We start from the raw sequence: 16,321 nt of genomic DNA, 5'->3' as shown, positions 1-16,321 counted from the left end.
TTGCACTACCATGGCAGCCTGGATCGCCCTTCCCTCCTACACACCATGCAAGCCCCAGACGTCAACGCCTTTTTGCGCCACCATATCCGTACCGTACCCGACTGGCCAGCGCCGGGTGTGCAGTTCCGCGATATCACCCCCTTGCTGCAGAACCCGCAGGTCTTCCACGTCATGATCGATGCCTTTGTGCATCGCTACATGGGCCGCGACATGCGGCCCGATGTGGTGGCGGGCCTTGATGCACGCGGCTTCATCATCGGTGCAGTCATCGCCTACCAGTTGAAAGTCGGTTTCGTGCCCATCCGCAAAAAGGGCAAGCTGCCGTTCACCACGGTGGAGGAGACCTACGAGCTGGAATACGGCAGCGCCACTGTCGAGCTGCATGCCGACGCGGTCAAACCCGGCGACCGGGTGTTGCTGGTCGATGACCTGATCGCCACCGGCGGCACGATGATGGCAGGCAAAAAGCTGCTGGAGAAACTGGGGGCCTCGGTGGTGGAAGGTGCGGCCATTGTCGATCTGCCCGAACTGGGCGGCTCGCAACGCCTCAAGGATGCCGGGCTGCCACTCTTTACCCTGGTCGATTTTGCCGGGCACTGAGACACGGAAGGAACAGCGCCCGACTTTGCATTTACGCACGGGCACAGGCGTTAGAACCCTGACAGGCTGCCTGTTTCTTGCGCAGATTTCAGCATTCAATCTGCCTGAAATCCAATACTGTCAATTGCAATCAGCTCTTCTTTTTAAGAAATTCAGTTCAGATCACCGTACTGCGTGGTGCTGAGCCCGCCAAAGTTGGTGTCGGGGGTTGGCGCGGGAACGCCCCCTTGTCGGGCAGCCTGGCGCGCGGCCTCTACGTGCTGGGCAGCGCTTGTGCGTACCGGCACAATGGGTGCGGGTCGTGTCGCAGCAGGCGCTGGCTGCCTGTCGCCATTGAGTGCGGGGACAGGGCGGGTCGCTGCATCGATCAACGCTTTCTTGAATGCCTCGATCTCGACTTCTTCAATCGGGTCAATGCCTGCAACTGGTGCAGCGGCCATGCCAGCAGCCCCTGCCCTGGCAGGCCTGACACCTGCGCGAATGCCTGCAGCCCCAGGAGCAGAGGTGGAAGCTGGTTTGGCCTTGACCGAGGATGCACCCAACTGGCCATTGAGACGCCAATAGACCGAAGTGACCAGGATTTCAAACCGGGTTTTGGCGGAGTACGCAATCAGCGCCTCAATCTGGCTGAGTTTTTCGGGACTGACGGAAAACTCCTCGGCCAGATCGACCATCACGATGAACTGGGTGGCACGCTTGTCGAGCGCCAGCACTTTGAACTTGTAACCTGCCGACAGGATGCCAGAGCGCACCATCGATTCGCGTACGGAGGAGTACACCATTTCGCGCCGTGCTGAGCGCTCGCCCGGGCGCGGGGCGGTGTCTGTGGCATGCGGCGCCACCAGCGGCACAACAGCCTGCGGATTGTGCTGGACCGTACGCAATGATTCAGCAAACACCGACGGCTGCGCGGCTTCAGCCCGCGCAGGCAGTTTGCTGGATTTGCCTAACCATCTGGCAATAAGAGACATGCCGATTCCCTACCCAAATCTGTTTTTTATTCTGAATGTTGCTTGCTTCCAGAGGAAACAAACGTTTGCAATTGTAGATGGCTGCGTCGGATCACTCGCAAAAAAACCTGCCCGAGCCTTGCCCCACCACCGTATTTATGTGGTGGCGACGCGTCGTTTGCGATTGCCCAAGCGTTTGGCAAGCACCGAACCCGCAGCCATGGCCAATGCCGCCGCCACTGCAGGCTGCCGGTTGCACAGTTCGGTAAAGCGGATGCTGGGCAGCCCCCACAAGCGCGTGGCCGACACCGCCTGCACCGTGGCGCTGCGAGGGCGGTGGGAGAAGAAGGCGCCCTCGCCCACAATGGAGCCAGGCCCCACGATGGCGAGGCGGATGCGCTGCTGTTCGTCTTCAAAGTGCACGCTCAGGCTGCCGCTCTCCACAAAAAACAGCGTACGCTCCTGACTGCCCTGCTGAAACAGCACCTGCGAGGCCCCAAGATTGGTAGGCGCCAGATATGGTGCCAAAATCTCCCACTGCGCGTTGGTCAGCGGGTTGATCATGCTTTCTTCGTCCTGGCAATTGTTGATGGCAGCAATCAGGCCGCCGATATCGGTTGGGGTATTCACCATGCACTTTTTCCTCCCAGACCCAAGCATGCCAGGCTCGTGATCTGCAAAACGATTTTTCTGCTACATCCAATCTAACCGACGCATCACCCTTTTGATTCGCAGCAGCGAGACAGTTTGTAAAAAATTATCCTTCACAGCCTTTGCGCCATGCAAGCGCCTGTTTGTCAGGCCACGGGCTGTCATCTGATTCATGAATGCTCTACTTGACGCCATCGCCGCCATGCCTGTGTGCAAGGACGCGCAGCGCCTTTTTCATGGCCGCGGCGGCCTGCATCCCGGCTGCGAGCACCTGTCGCTCGACATCTTCCCGCCCGCCATCGTATTGACCAGCTTTGCTCCGCTGGAGGGTAGCGATCTCCAGACCATTGGTGATGCACTGCAGGCGCGCTGGCAACAGATCCACCCTGGCGAGCCGCTCATCTGGGTCTACCAGTGCCGCGCGCTGGGGGCGGCGCAGACCCGGCTGGTGCAAGGCAGCCTGCCCGATCCGCACACGGTGGCGGAAGATGGCGCGCGCTATCTGGTGCATGTGCTGCGCGGCCAGAACCATGGTCTGTTTCTGGACATGGCTGCAGGCCGGCGTTGGGTGCGGCAGTACATTGCCCGCCAGCCCGATCCGGGCAGTTGCAAGGTGCTGAACCTGTTTGCCTATACCTGCGCCTTTTCGGTGGCGGCGTTGCAGGCAGGTGCTGGCCAGGTGATCAACATCGACATGGGCAAGGGGGCGCTTGCCACCGGCCAGCAGAACCACCGGCTCAACCAGCTGGCAGGCGGACAGTTCTGGCCGCACGATATTTTCAGCAGTTGGGGCAAGATCACCCGCACGGGGCCGTACCAGCTCGTCATCATGGATCCGCCCAGCTACCAGAAGGGCAGCTTTGTCGCCACCAAGGACTACGCCCGCTTGATCAAACGCCTGCCCGACCTGCTGGTGCCTGGCGGTCATGCGCTGCTGTGCCTCAATGCCCCGGAGTTGCCGCTCTCCTTCTTGACGGATCAGGTGGCGCAGATCGTGCCCGAGCTGGAATTCATCGAACAGGTCGTCAACCCGCCCATGTTTGCCGATGTCTCACCCGACAAGGCGCTGAAAGTACTGGCTTACCGCATGCCGGGTTGAGATTCGTCAAGAGCGAAGTCGACTGGACGCACATCAGTCCTTGCCCAGGGACCCAGCCGACAGCAGCGGCGTCGGGTCCGGAAAGATATCGCGCCATACCTCGGCGAATGCCAGCTCGCCCACTCCGGGGGCCTCGCTGAAATCCGGCAGCGCCAGCAGGCACAGCTGCAGGTGCAGATGTGGCAGCCACCAGCCGTTTTCGTCAAAATCGCCCAGCTCGGCAAACTGCGTGCCGGCAGCAATGGCATCGCCCGGCCGCCAGCGCTGCGCCGTGCGGTGGCTCAGGTGGCCCCAGATGCTGTAGAAGGCAGCACGGCCATCGCCTTGGTCTGGATCGTGGCGCAGCACCAGCATGCCGCCGTAATCGAGCCGTTCGTCGCGCACCTCGGCCACCACGACTTCTGCCGCCTGCGGCAGGGTCAGCAACGTGCCTGCCGGGGCAAACAGGTCCAGCCCCAGATGACAATCGCGCATCACGCCGTCCAGCCGGGTCGAACGGTAATTGTCGCTTTGGTAGACGCAGCGCTGCTCCATCCAGTCACCCACGCCAATGGCAAAACCCGCTTGCTGCTGCAGCGCCGCATAGGCGGCCACCGCACCTGCGCGGTCCATGGTGGCGCTGGCCCGTGCCACGGGCGAGTCGGCGCTGCGCAGGTCGACATAGCCCGTGCGGGCCCGCTGCAGGCCCGGCATCAGGCCCCTCCAGCTGCCGCGATGCTGTGCGAGCCATGCATGGAAAGCCGCCGCCTGCGGCACTGCGGGCTGGCCCATCCGGTGGCGTGCAATGGCATCGGCTATCGGATCGACGCCTGCAGCCTGCAGGGAGTTGGAAGGAATAGTGGTCATCAGAAGGGAGGGGAATGGCATGCAAAGGCTATCCAGCCAATCCGCACATTGTGCTTTCTGCCATTCATGGCGGCAATGCGGCGCTGTCCACTGTGCAACCGGGGCGGCCGTATCGGCTATTTGCCGATGCAGAAACTGCTGAAGATCACGCCCAGCAGATCGTCCGATGTGAATTCGCCGGTAATGGTGTTGAGCGACTGCTGCGCGAGGCGCAGTTCCTCGGCCAGCAGGTCGAGCGCGGGGCTGTCCACATGCAGTTGCTCGTGGGCGCTGTCCAGGTGCTCCTGCACCTGCTGCAGCGCCTGCACATGGCGGGCGCGGGCAATGTAGGTGCCTTCGGCAGCCGATTGCCAGCCAGCCATGGTCAATAGCTGCCTGCGCAGTGCATCCAGCCCATCGCCGGTCTTGGCCGAAAGGATCAGCGGCTCGTGACCCGCCGTGTCTGCAGGCGCATGAACTGCTACGATCTTTGATGCCTCTGCGCTCATCTGGCGGGCGCTGGCGGCTGAAAACGCATCCGCCTTGTTCCACACCTGCACCACCGGCACGCTGGCGGGCAGCTGTTCGCGCAAGGTGGCGGCGATCTGTACATCGGCGGCGCGGTAGCTGTCTTCCTGCATGCGCGTGAGGTCGTGCAGAAACAGCACGGCATCGGCGCTGGCGATTTCTTCCCAGGCGCGGGCGATACCGATGCGTTCCACCTCGTCGTCGCTCTCGCGCAGACCGGCGGTGTCGATCACGTGCAGCGGCACGCCTTCGATCTGGATGGTTTGCGCCACCTTGTCGCGCGTGGTGCCGGCGATCGGGGTGACGATGGCCAGCTCCGCCCCCGCCAGCGCGTTGAGCAACGAGCTTTTGCCCGCATTGGGCTGCCCGGCAATCACCACCTTGATGCCTTCACGCAGCAGCGCGCCCTGGCGTGTGCGCTGCATCACGCTCTGGAGCGTGCTGCGCAACTGATCGAGCTGGCCGTAGGCATCGGCCTTTTGCAGAAAGTCGATCTCTTCTTCTGGAAAATCAAGCGTCGCCTCCACCAGCATGCGCAGGTGGATGAGCGCATCGCGCAGGCGATGAATCTCCTGCGAAAAGGCTCCAGTGAGCGAGCGGCTGGCGCTGCGCGCGGCCGCTTCGGTGCTCGCATCGATCAGATCGGCAATCGCCTCGGCCTGGGCCAGGTCGATCTTGTCGTTCAGAAAGGCGCGCTCGGTAAACTCGCCCGGCTCGGCCAGGCGCAGGCCCGGCAAGGTCGCATGGCCATTGGCAGCGAGGGTCTGCGCGGCTTCCAGGCAGCGCGCCAGCAGCAACTGCAGCACTACCGGCCCGCCGTGGGCCTGCAACTCCAGCACATCTTCGCCGGTATAGCTGTGCGGCGCCGGAAAGTACAGCGCCAGCCCCTGGTCGATGGCTTGGCCGTCGACCGCCTTGAAGGGCAGATAGCTCGCCTCGCGCGGCTTGAGCGCCTTGCCGCACAATAGCTGCACCAGTGGCGCAATGGCCTTGCCCGACACCCGCACGATGCCCACGGCGCCGCGTCCGGGGGCGGTGGCAATGGCAACAATCGGGTCTTGGTGGCGGGCAAGCATGGGCGGTTCTCGGGCAGGTTCAGGCAAACGGCTGCAGCGCAAGGGCTGCAAACTACAAATTTAATAGCTATTGGTGCGCGTTTGTCGTGCGCCAAAGGCCATTTTCATTCAAAACAGCGGGTTCAATGCCTCTGATTATCGGCGTGCCCGGCGAGCAGCGCTGCGCCGAGGGATCCTCTGGGCCCGGTAAAAGCAAAAAGCCTGCTCGCGCAGGCTTTTTGGGTTGGGTGTGGGTATGCGGCCTGAAGCTGCTTACTTGACGGTTGTCCAAGCCGGAATCGGGCGTGCATCGGCGCGGTACACGGTGTCGATGCCCTTGCGCATGGCCCAGGGGAAGATCTGGTGGTGCACGGGGATGGTGTAGAAGTTGTCCTTGGTCATCTTCAACGCGTCGTTGATCAGCGCATCACGTTTGGCCGGGTCTGTCTCGGTCTTCATCGCGTCGATCTTGGCATCCAGCTCCTTGTCGGCAATGCGGCCGCCGTTGTAGACGCCGCCGCCCGCGGCGCCCTTGCTGTGGATCAGCGCGTCCAGCGAGTAGAGCGCATCAAAGGTCGCCACGCCCCAGCCGAACAGGTAGGCGTTCGGGTCGGAGTTCATCACGCGGGTCACGAACTGGGCCATCGGCGTGGCCTGCAGGCTGGTCTTGATGCCGATGCGGGTCCACATGGCAGTCACGGCCTGGCAGATCGCCTCGTCGTTCACATAGCGGTCGTTCGGGCATTCCAGCTTCAGGTTGAAACCATTGGGGTAGCCGGCTTCGGCCAGCAGCTTCTTGGCGCCTTCCACATCGTATTTGGCGGCACGCTGCTCCAGCTCCTTGGTCCAGCCATGCACCATGGGCGCAATCATGGTGCCCGCAGGGATGGACATGCCACGCATCGTGCGCTTGTGCAGGCCTTCGGTGTCGATCGCCATGTACATGGCCTTGCGCACCTTGATATCCTTGAGCGGGTTCTTGCCTGCCGTACCAGCGCCTGGCAGCTCATCGCGGAATACATCCAGGCCCAGGTAGATGGTGCGGTTTTCCGTGCCTTCCAGCAGCTTGAGTTCAGGCGTCTTCTTGATGCGATCCTGGTCTTGCGGTGGCGGGTCGACCATGAAATCGACCTGGTTCGAGATCAGCGCGGCGGTGCGGGTGGCAGCCGATTTGATCGGGGTAAAAACCACTTCATCCACGTTGCCGGTGGGTTTGTCCCACCAGCTGGCGTTTTTCTTGAGGGTCAGCTTCACATCCGGCTGCCAGCCCGTGGCGATGAACGAGCCCGTGCCGTTGGTGTTGCGGCTGGCAAAGGATTCTTCCTTGCCTGCGTAATCCTGGGTCTTGACGGAGTTGTTCTTCTCGGCCCAGGCCTTGTTCATGATGCGCGCCTCGGTCAGTTCGCGCAGCAGAATGGGGTTGGGGCCCTTGAGGATCAGATCGACGGTGAAATCGTCAACCTTCTTGACTTCCTTGATGCTCTGGGTCGAGCTCATCATGTTCGAGGGTGGCGTCATGATGCGGGTGAGAGAAAACACCACATCATCGGCCGTGAACGGTGCGCCGTCATGGAATTTCACGCCCTTGCGCAGTTCGAAGCGCCATTGCGTTGGGCTCACTTCGGTCCATTTGGTAGCCAACGCGGGCTCCAGCTGAAAATCCTTGCCATAGCGCACCAGCGGCTCGTACACCTGCTGCAGGAACGCGTGCGTGGTCTGGTGGTTCTGCGCGTGGGGGTCCAGGGTCAGGATGTCATTGGCGCCAGCCCAGCGCAGGGTTGCCGCATGCGATGCGCCTGCGCATGCCAACACCGCCAGCGCCAATGCGCCGCGTTGAAAAACCGAAACTTTTGCCATACATCAACCCCCATGTTGTTTAACAACGATCTGAACAGACCATGCTAACGAAAAAACGGCCGCAAATGCGGCCGTTCCGGGGATGGATGCGGGAATGCCCGCCTAGGCAATCCCTGCATTGACAAAGCGCTTACTTGAACTTCGGCAGGTTGAACTGCGGCGGCACACCCATGCGCTTGTTGATGATCCATTGCTGGGCAATCGACAGGATATTGTTGGTGCACCAGTACAGCACCAGCCCCGCCGGGAAGAAGAAGAACATCACGCTGAACATCAGTGGCATGATCCACATCATCTTGGCCTGCATCGGATCGGGCGGCGCGGGGTTCAGCGCCGTCTGCAGCAGCGACGACAGGGTCATCACGATCGGCAGGATGAAGAAGGGATCGGGAACCGACAGGTCGTGGATCCAGCCGATCCATGGCGCATTGCGGATTTCCACGCTCGACTGCAGCACCCAGTACAGCGCCATGAACACAGGAATCTGGATCATGATCGGGAAGCACCCGCCCATGGGGTTGACCTTCTCCTCGCGGTAGATGCGCATCATCTCCTGCTGCATCTGCTGCGGCTTGTCCTTGAGGCGCTCGCGCATCTCCATGATGCGCGGGTTGATGGCCTTCATCTTGGCCATCGAGGAGTAGGCCTTGGCGTTGAGCCAGTAGAAGGCGATCTTCAGCAGCACCACGAGCGCCACGATGGACCAGCCCCAGTTGCCAATAAATGTGTGCAGCTTGGACAGCAGCCAGTACAGCGGCTTGGCCAGAATCGTCAGCCAGCCATAGTCCTTGACCAGCTCCAGACCGGGCGCCATGGATTCGAGCATCTTCTCGACCTGCGGGCCGACAAAGAGGCGAGCTTCCACCGCCTTGCTCTGGCCGGGAGCGATCTGGCCCAGCTGGGTGATCTCGCCCACCGAGTATAGATTGTTGCCGGCCTTGCGGGCATAGATGTCGCGCTGCGTGCCCTGCGGCAGCAACCAGGCGCTTGCAAAGTAATGCTGCACCATGGCCACGTAGCCGTTGTCGGCCTGCTTGTCTAGGCTGTCGGTCTTGCCGTTTTCGATGTCCTTGAAATCCACCTTGTGGAACTTCTTGGCCTCGGTGTAGACCGCGGGGCCGGTGAAGGTGGAATAGAACATCGACTCGCCAGAGGGCTTGTTGCCATCGCGCGTGAGCTGCAGGTACAGCTGGGGGCTGACCGCCGCGCCGCTGGTATTGACCACATCCTGCTTCAGGCCGATGGCATAGTCGCCGCGCTTGATGGTCCAGGTCTTGACCAACTTGACGCCGCCCTGCTCGGGTGATTCGAACACCACATTCAGGCTGTCCTGGCCTTCTGCCAGCTCGCGCGGGCCCGGCTGCAGCTTCATCACCGTCTTGTGGGTGGGGAAGTTGCCGCCGATCAGGCCGGTCTGCGCCACATACACGCGGGCGGCGCTTTCGTCCAGCAGCTTCACAGGCTTGGTCTTGTCGTCCTGGTCGGCGTACTTGAGCAGTTCGGCACCGATCAGCGAGCCGCCTTCGCCATCAAAGGTCAGGCGGTACAGGTCGGTCGTCACCGTCACCTTTTCGCGCTGCGCAGCAGCAGGCGCAGCACCGCCGGTGGCGGGCACATTGCTGCTGTCAGCCGCAGCTGCCTGGGCCGCAGCAGGTACGCCTGCCTCGGTCTTGGCGGCATCCGCAGGGGTAGCCGCAGTGACCTCGGGCGTCGGGAAGAAGGTGGGCTTGCGGCCATTGTGGATTTGCCACTTGTCCCACAGCAGGACAAGTGAGAAACCAAATATCACCCACAAAATGGTGCGGCGAATGTCGTTCATGAAGACTTCTCGGAGGGGGAAGAGGATGAATCAGCAGGAGTTACCAAACGGCTGAACCAACGGGGATGCGAGGGAACCGGATCCAGGCCGCCCTGGCACCACGGATGGCAGCGCGCCAGGCGGCGCACGGTCAGATAGCTTCCCATGGCGGCGCCATGCTGCTCCAGCGCTTGCAACGAATAGACCGAGCATGTGGGCTCGAAACGGCAGGCAGAACCCAGCCAGGGGCTCAGCAGCAGCCGGTAGCCACGTACCAGTCCGATCAGCAAACGCTGCATCATACGCTATGCCCTGTAGCAGCGCCATCGCGCCCGGGGAGCGCATCACGCGTGTTTTTCTGCGCCCGGGCAAACAGTTGCAGCAACTCGGCACGGACCGCCTTTTTCAGGACATCCGAGGTCGGGCTGATGAATTGCTTGCGATCGAACGTGCTGCGCAGGCGCACCACATGGGCATGCGCCGGCAGCTGCAATGCATGCTCGGCCGCAACCGCATAGATCTGGCGTTTGATGGTGTTGCGTGTGACGGCACGGCGCGCCCAGCGCTTGGGCACCATGGCACCCAGCCAGGCGCCAGGCAACGCAAAAAGGGCCTGCGGTGCCGCCTCACTGGAAGGTGAGGCACCGGGCCCTGTTAAAGAGGCAGTCTCGCTGCCAGATGATGCGGCGTTCAGATCCAGCCGGTGCAGCGCAAAATGCGCCGTACGTGCAATGGTTCCGCCCGCCATGGCGGCCTGAAACTGGGGTCGTGTCTTGAGGCGATGCACCGGAGCACTACCTGGCACTCTTCATCAGAGCGCCAAGGCCACCCATTCAGGCTTAGACGGCCAGACGCTTGCGGCCCTTGGCGCGGCGTGCGTTGATCACGGCACGGCCACCCTTGGTCTTCATGCGGACGAGGAAGCCGTGGGTACGGGCGCGGCGGACTTTGGAAGGTTGGTAAGTACGTTTCATGATGCAATTCCTAGAGAGGCTTGGTTCCGGTTTGGTGGCAACCGAGCCGCTCACCCACATCCAGAAGGAATGGGAGGCGCTACAGTGACCAAGCTCAAGCCCTGCTCAAGCGCAACACCGGTGAAATAGTGCGCGTCACCTGACAAAGATTGGCATGCTGCCGCCTCTTTTTCAAATTTCGCGCGCGTAAAAATTCGCCCTGCATGCAGGGAAACCGCAAATTATCGCAGTGTTTGTCAAGCTTGGCAATTGCTTGGGCTTTTTAGGCGGTTTTTCGGTAATATGCCTGCAGTCCCCACATCCCGGCACCGTCTATCCGCGGCCTGCACCGTCAGCGTTTTCATGGATGGGTCACATGATGTGGATAACTTTTGCACAAGCTACAATAGCCAGTCAATCAACATTCCCCCTTATCCACAATTACAAGATTGAGTGGGGCGAATATTTCCGCGAGATACGCAATGGATGAAGCCAGCCTGGGCCAAGGTCTGTGGCGCGCAGTTGTAGAGCAACTGGCCCAAGAAATGCCCGAGCAACAGTTCAACACCTGGATCAAGCCGCTGACCGCCGTCGTGTCAGACGACCTGTCCAAGGTCACGCTCTATGTCGCCAACCGGTTCAAGCTGGACTGGATCCGCGCCCAATATGCCGGCCGCCTGGCTGCCATGCTGGAAGAAACCTATGGTCAGCCCGTCGCCATCGAATTGGCCATCGCCCAGCGCGATGCCGCCGTGCGTACCGTGGTGCGCCCGGTCCGCACCGGCGCGCCAGCGGCAGGTTACGCCAGCGGCACCTCGTCTGGCATGGGCCTGGGTCCATCCTATGGTCCAGCCAGCCGCAGTGTCGGTGGCTACCAGCAGAATACGCAAGATTATGGCGGCGACGGCTTTCGGGGCAATGCCCAGCAGCATGCGGCCCAGCACGAGGCTGCCCCTGCCACAGCGAGCGGCGGAAGCTCCGAAGTTGATAGCATCAACGGTAGCGGCAATTTCCGCAACCGGCTCAATCCGGCGCTGACCTTCGACACCCTGGTCGAAGGTACGGCCAACCGCATGGCCCGCTCGGCCGCCATGCATGTGGCAGCCTCGCCCGGCCACCTGTACAACCCGCTGTTCATCTATGGCGGCGTGGGCCTGGGTAAAACCCACCTGGTGCACGCCGTAGGCAACAAGCTGCTGGCCGACAACCCGGACGCCAAAGTTCTCTACATCCATGCCGAGCAATTCGTCTCGGATGTGGTCAAGTCCTACCAGCGCCGTACCTTCGACGAGTTCAAGGAGCGCTACCACTCGCTTGACCTGCTGCTGATCGATGACGTGCAGTTTTTTGCCAACAAGGACCGCACCCAGGAAGAATTCTTCAACGCCTTTGAAGCGCTGCTGGCCAAGAAGAGCCACATCGTGATGACGTCCGACACCTATCCCAAGGGGCTGGCCAACATCCACGAGCGCCTGGTGTCGCGCTTTGATTCGGGTCTGACGGTCGCCATCGAGCCGCCCGAGCTGGAAATGCGCGTGGCGATCCTGATCAACAAATCACGCGCTGAAGGCACCGAAATGCCCGAGGAAGTGGCGTTCTTCGTTGCCAAGAACGTGCGCTCCAACGTGCGCGAACTCGAAGGCGCGCTGCGCAAGATCCTGGCCTACTCGCGCTTCAACCAGAAAGAGATCTCGATCCAGCTGGCACGCGAGGCGCTGCGCGACCTGCTGTCGATCCAGAACCGCCAGATCAGCGTGGAAAACATCCAGAAGACCGTTGCCGATTACTACAAGATCAAGGTGGCGGACATGTACAGCAAGAAGCGCCCGGCCAGCATTGCCCGCCCGCGCCAGATTGCCATGTACCTTGCCAAGGAACTGACGCAGAAGAGCCTGCCCGAAATTGGCGAACTGTTCGGCGGCCGCGACCACACCACCGTGCTGCACGCCGTGCGCAAGATTGGCGGCGAACGCCAGCAGCTGACCGAGCTCAACCAGCAATTGCATGTGCTGGAGCAGACTCTGAAAGGTTAACCAATGGAAACTTTCGTTTTACCCGAAACAATCGTTTTCGCAAATCGCCTGCTTTGCGCAGGCACAATGGCAGATGGGACAGGGGCAGAGGGGGCTCCTTGCATGGCTGCTGTCCGCAACAACTCCGCAATTTGACAAGAGGTTGAAATGATTATCCTCAAGGCCACACAAGACAAGGTCATCGCAGTTCTGCAATCGGTCGCCGGCATTGTCGAGCGGCGCCATACCCTGCCCATTCTGGCCAACGTGCTGATCCGCAAGACCGGCAACGCGCTGCAGCTGACCACCAGCGACCTGGAAATCCAGATCCGCACCACCGCAGAGCTGGGTGGCGACATGGGCGACTTCACCACCACCGTGGGCGCGCGCAAGCTGATCGACATCTTGAAAACCATGCCCGGCGACCAGACCGTGAGCCTGGAGACGCAGCAGTCCAAGATGATCCTCAAGGGTGGCAAGAGCCGTTTCACCCTGCAGACCCTGCCTGCGGAAGACTTCCCGCTGGTGCAGGAGGCGCCCTCGTTCGGCCCCGTGTTCAGCGTGCCGCAAAAGGTGCTCAAGGACCTGATGAGCCAGGTCTCCTTCGCCATGGCGGTGCAGGATATTCGTTACTACCTCAACGGCATCCTCTTCGTTGCCGAGGGCAACACCCTCAGCCTGGTGGCGACCGACGGCCACCGCCTCGCGTTCTCGAGCGCCACCCTGGATGTGGAAGTGCCCAAGCAGGAAGTGATCCTGCCGCGCAAGACCGTGCTGGAACTGCAGCGCCTCCTGAGCGACGCGAGCGGTGACAACCAGCCCGTGATCGAGATGCAGTTTGCCAGCAACCAAGCGCGCTTCACCTTTGCGGGCATGGAATTCGTCACCAAGCTGGTCGAAGGCAAGTTCCCAGATTACAACCGTGTCATTCCGCGCAACCACCCCAATAGCGTGACCCTGGGCCGCGCCCCGCTGCTGGCCAGCATGCAGCGCACGGCCATCATGACGAGCGACAAGTTCAAGGGTGTGCGCCTGACCATCGAGCCCGGCACCTTGCGCATTGCGGCCAACAACGCCGAGCAGGAAGAGGCCGTCGACGAACTCGACATCGACTACGGCGGTCCATCGGTGGAAGTCGGCTTCAACGTCACCTACCTGATCGACGTGCTCTCCAACATGAGCCAGGACATGGTGCGCATCGACTTTGCCGACAACAACAACTCGGCCCTCATCACCAATCCGGAGAACGACAGCTTCAAGTACGTGGTGATGCCCATGCGCATGTAAGCGCATTGCTCCTGAAAAGAGAGCTTGCAGCACATGCTGCAACTCTCTTTGCGATAGATAGATATTTGAATTCAAGACAAGACAGGCGCCACCAGCTCCTGTTTTTGCAGTACCAAGGCAGCTTCATGACCGCAGAAAACCAGCCGGAACAATCTCCCAGCACGCCAAGCACCCCTGATGCAGGCGGCTACGGCGAAGGCGCCATCCAGATTCTGGAAGGCCTGGAGGCGGTGCGCAAACGCCCCGGCATGTACATCGGCGATACCTCCGACGGCACCGGTCTGCACCATCTGGTGTTCGAGGTGGTGGACAACTCCATCGACGAAGCGCTGGCGGGCTACTGCGACGACATCCTCGTCACCATCCATGCCGACGGATCGCTATCGGTGGTGGACAACGGCCGCGGCATCCCTACCGGCGTGAAGATGGACGACAAGCATGAGCCCAAGCGCTCGGCGGCCGAAATTGCCCTGACCGAGCTGCACGCGGGCGGCAAATTCAACCAGAACAGCTACAAAGTCTCGGGCGGCCTGCATGGCGTGGGTGTGTCGTGCGTGAATGCGCTGTCCATCAAGCTCAAGCTCATCGTGCGCCGCGAAGGCCAGGTCCACCAGATCGACTTCTCGCGCGGCCATGTGCAGAACCGCCTGATTGAAATCGTCGATGGCGTCGAAGTCTCGCCCATGCGCATCGTCGGCACCACCGAAAAGCGCGGCACCGAAGTGCACTTTCTGCCCGACCAGGAAATCTTCAAGGAAAACTTCGAGTTCCGCTACGAAATCCTGGCCAAGCGCCTGCGTGAACTCTCCTTCCTGAACAACGGCGTGCGCATTCGCCTCAAGGACGAGCGCGACGGCAAGGAAGACGACTTCTCCGGCGCCGGCGGCGTGCAAGGTTTCGTCAACTTCATCAACGCCAACAAGAAGGTGCTGCACCCCACGCCCTTCTACGCCACCGGCTCGCGCCCTGCGGAATCCTATGGCGGCATTCCTGGCACCGAAATCGGCGTGGAAGTGGCCATGCAGTGGAACGACGGCTACAACGAATCCGTTCTCTGCTTCACCAACAACATCCCCCAGCGCGACGGCGGCACCCACCTGACCGGCCTGCGCGCCGCGATGACCCGCGTCATCGGCAAATACATCGAGCAGAACGAACTGGCCAAGAAGGCCAAGGTGGAAGTGACGGGCGACGACATGCGCGAAGGCCTGTGCGCCGTGCTGTCAGTCAAGGTGCCAGAGCCCAAGTTCAGCAGCCAGACCAAGGACAAGCTCGTCTCCAGCGAAGTGCGTGCGCCGGTGGAAGACATCGTCGCAAAGACGCTGGCCGAATACCTGGAAGAAAAGCCCAACGACGCCAAGATCCTGTGCGGCAAGATCATCGACGCGGCCCGCGCCCGTGAAGCCGCCCGCAAGGCGCGCGAAATGACGCGCCGCAAAGGCGTGCTGGACGGCATGGGCCTGCCCGGCAAACTGGCCGACTGCCAGGAAAAGGACCCCGCGCTGTCTGAAATCTACATCGTCGAGGGTGACTCCGCAGGCGGCTCGGCCAAGCAAGGGCGCGACCGCAAGTTCCAGGCCATCCTGCCGCTGCGCGGCAAGATCCTGAACGTGGAAAAGGCCCGCTACGAAAAGCTGCTGTCCAGCAACGAAATCGTCACCCTGATCACCGCACTGGGCACCGGTATCGGCAAGGCCAGCGAAGACTCAGGCAAAAGCAACAGCGACGACTACAACCTGGCCAAGCTGCGCTACCACCGCATCATCATCATGACCGATGCGGACGTGGACGGCGCGCACATCCGCACCCTGCTGCTCACTTTCTTCTACCGCCAGATGCCCGACCTCGTGGAGGCCGGTCACATCTACATTGCCCAGCCACCGTTGTACAAGGTGAAGAACGGCAAGGAAGAGCTGTACCTGAAGGACGGCCCGGCGCTGAACCAGTTCCTGCTGCGCGTGGCGCTGCAAGGCGCCAATGTCACCACCGGTGGCGACGCCCCCCGCACCATCGAAGGCGAAGAGCTGGCCAAACTGGCCAACATGCACCTGGCCGCAGAAACCGTGATCGAACGCCTCTCGTCCTACCTGGACGCCGAAGCGCTGCGCGCCATTGCCGATGGCGTGCAGATCAAGCTCGACACCCTGCAGGACGCCATGGACTGCGCCCCGGTGCTGGAAGCCAAGCTGCGCGAGCTGACCACCACCGGCGTGCCTGCCGAAGTGAGCGGCGAACTCGATCCACACACCGAAAAACCCATTCTGCGCATCAGCCGCCACCACCACGGCAACATCAAGAGTTCCATCATCACGCAAGAGTTTGTTGAAGGCCACGATTACGCAGCCCTGGCTGCCGAGGCGCAAAACTTCCACGGCCTGCTCGCAGAAGGCGCCAAGGTCACCCGTGGCGAAGGCGAAAAGGCCAAGATGGAAAAGGTGAGCGACTTCCGCCAGGCCATGCAATGGCTCATCAGCGAAGCCGAACGCACCACGGCCCGCCAGCGCTACAAAGGCCTGGGCGAAATGAATCCCGAACAGCTCTGGGAAACCACCATGGACCCCGATGTGCGCAGCCTGCTGCAGGTGAAGGTCAACGACGTCATCGAAGCCGACCGCGTGTTCACCATGCTGATGGGTGACGAGGTGGAACCCCGCCGCGACTTCATCGAGACCAATGCGCTGCGGGCGGGGAATATCGATGTCTGAT

14 protein-coding genes are annotated in these 16,321 nt (G+C 61.5%); 5 read left to right on the top strand and 9 right to left on the bottom strand.

Annotated features, from left to right (window positions below; genetic code table 11):
* The first annotated feature begins 45 nt into the window (after positions 1-45).
* Positions 46-600 carry an adenine phosphoribosyltransferase gene (locus tag ACH2DG_RS14825; RefSeq protein WP_395027074.1) on the top strand — a complete coding sequence of 185 codons (555 nt, stop codon included), beginning with the start codon at positions 46-48 and terminating at the stop codon, positions 598-600.
* Between the two features lie 152 nt (positions 601-752).
* On the opposite strand, the gene ACH2DG_RS14820 is transcribed toward ACH2DG_RS14825, so the two are convergent.
* Both ACH2DG_RS14820 and ACH2DG_RS14815 read right to left on the bottom strand, forming a co-directional pair.
* Entirely contained in the window at positions 753-1,571 is an 819-nt protein-coding gene (locus ACH2DG_RS14820) for a hypothetical protein (RefSeq protein ID WP_395027073.1), read from the bottom strand.
* A gap of 135 nt (positions 1,572-1,706) precedes the next feature.
* Positions 1,707-2,183 (bottom strand): Crp/Fnr family transcriptional regulator, encoded by a 477-nt coding sequence (locus tag ACH2DG_RS14815; protein ID WP_395027071.1) that lies wholly within the window; start codon positions 2,181-2,183, stop codon positions 1,707-1,709.
* A gap of 190 nt (positions 2,184-2,373) precedes the next feature.
* On the opposite strand from ACH2DG_RS14815, the gene ACH2DG_RS14810 reads away from it, so the two are divergent.
* Positions 2,374-3,300, top strand: a complete 927-nt coding sequence (locus ACH2DG_RS14810) for a class I SAM-dependent methyltransferase (RefSeq protein ID WP_395027069.1) — start codon at positions 2,374-2,376, stop codon at positions 3,298-3,300.
* Positions 3,301-3,333: 33 nt separating this feature from the next.
* On the opposite strand, the gene ACH2DG_RS14805 is transcribed toward ACH2DG_RS14810, so the two are convergent.
* From ACH2DG_RS14805 to rpmH, 7 genes are all read right to left on the bottom strand, one after another.
* The gene (locus ACH2DG_RS14805) at positions 3,334-4,146 is read right to left on the bottom strand and encodes a peptidoglycan DD-metalloendopeptidase family protein (protein WP_395027067.1); all 813 of its coding nucleotides are present in this window, start codon (positions 4,144-4,146) and stop codon (positions 3,334-3,336) included.
* A gap of 116 nt (positions 4,147-4,262) precedes the next feature.
* The gene (gene mnmE / locus ACH2DG_RS14800) at positions 4,263-5,729 is read right to left on the bottom strand and encodes a tRNA uridine-5-carboxymethylaminomethyl(34) synthesis GTPase MnmE (RefSeq protein WP_395027065.1); all 1,467 of its coding nucleotides are present in this window, start codon (positions 5,727-5,729) and stop codon (positions 4,263-4,265) included.
* 252 nt (positions 5,730-5,981) lie between these two features.
* Positions 5,982-7,565 carry an ABC transporter substrate-binding protein gene (locus ACH2DG_RS14795; protein ID WP_395027064.1) on the bottom strand — a complete coding sequence of 528 codons (1,584 nt, stop codon included), beginning with the start codon at positions 7,563-7,565 and terminating at the stop codon, positions 5,982-5,984.
* Between the two features lie 130 nt (positions 7,566-7,695).
* Positions 7,696-9,384, bottom strand: a complete 1,689-nt coding sequence (gene yidC, locus ACH2DG_RS14790; protein WP_395027063.1) for a membrane protein insertase YidC — start codon at positions 9,382-9,384, stop codon at positions 7,696-7,698.
* Positions 9,381-9,665 (bottom strand): membrane protein insertion efficiency factor YidD, encoded by a 285-nt coding sequence (yidD, locus tag ACH2DG_RS14785; protein WP_184704648.1) that lies wholly within the window; start codon positions 9,663-9,665, stop codon positions 9,381-9,383. Before yidD ends, yidC begins: the two co-directional genes overlap by 4 nt.
* Entirely contained in the window at positions 9,662-10,150 is a 489-nt protein-coding gene (locus ACH2DG_RS14780) for a ribonuclease P protein component (RefSeq protein WP_395027061.1), read from the bottom strand. Before ACH2DG_RS14780 ends, yidD begins: the two co-directional genes overlap by 4 nt.
* Positions 10,151-10,202: 52 nt before the next feature.
* Entirely contained in the window at positions 10,203-10,337 is a 135-nt protein-coding gene (gene rpmH, locus ACH2DG_RS14775; RefSeq protein ID WP_184704652.1) for a 50S ribosomal protein L34, read from the bottom strand.
* A gap of 461 nt (positions 10,338-10,798) precedes the next feature.
* Between rpmH and dnaA the strand changes: the two genes are divergently transcribed.
* From dnaA to gyrB, 3 genes are all read left to right on the top strand, one after another.
* Positions 10,799-12,349 (top strand): chromosomal replication initiator protein DnaA, encoded by a 1,551-nt coding sequence (gene dnaA / locus ACH2DG_RS14770; protein WP_395027059.1) that lies wholly within the window; start codon positions 10,799-10,801, stop codon positions 12,347-12,349.
* A gap of 147 nt (positions 12,350-12,496) precedes the next feature.
* Positions 12,497-13,615 carry a DNA polymerase III subunit beta gene (gene dnaN, locus ACH2DG_RS14765; RefSeq protein WP_395027057.1) on the top strand — a complete coding sequence of 373 codons (1,119 nt, stop codon included), beginning with the start codon at positions 12,497-12,499 and terminating at the stop codon, positions 13,613-13,615.
* 125 nt (positions 13,616-13,740) lie between these two features.
* Positions 13,741-16,320: a DNA topoisomerase (ATP-hydrolyzing) subunit B gene (gene gyrB / locus ACH2DG_RS14760; protein WP_395027056.1), complete on the top strand. Its 2,580-nt coding sequence runs from the start codon at positions 13,741-13,743 to the stop codon at positions 16,318-16,320.
* The last annotated feature ends 1 nt before the right edge of the window (position 16,321 follow it).

It is taken from the genome of Comamonas odontotermitis, from assembly GCF_040396735.1.
GTDB lineage: Bacteria > Pseudomonadota > Gammaproteobacteria > Burkholderiales > Burkholderiaceae_C > Comamonas > Comamonas odontotermitis_C.
Note: the sequence above shows the minus strand (reverse complement) of the source record. Positions and strands in the feature narration are given on the sequence as shown.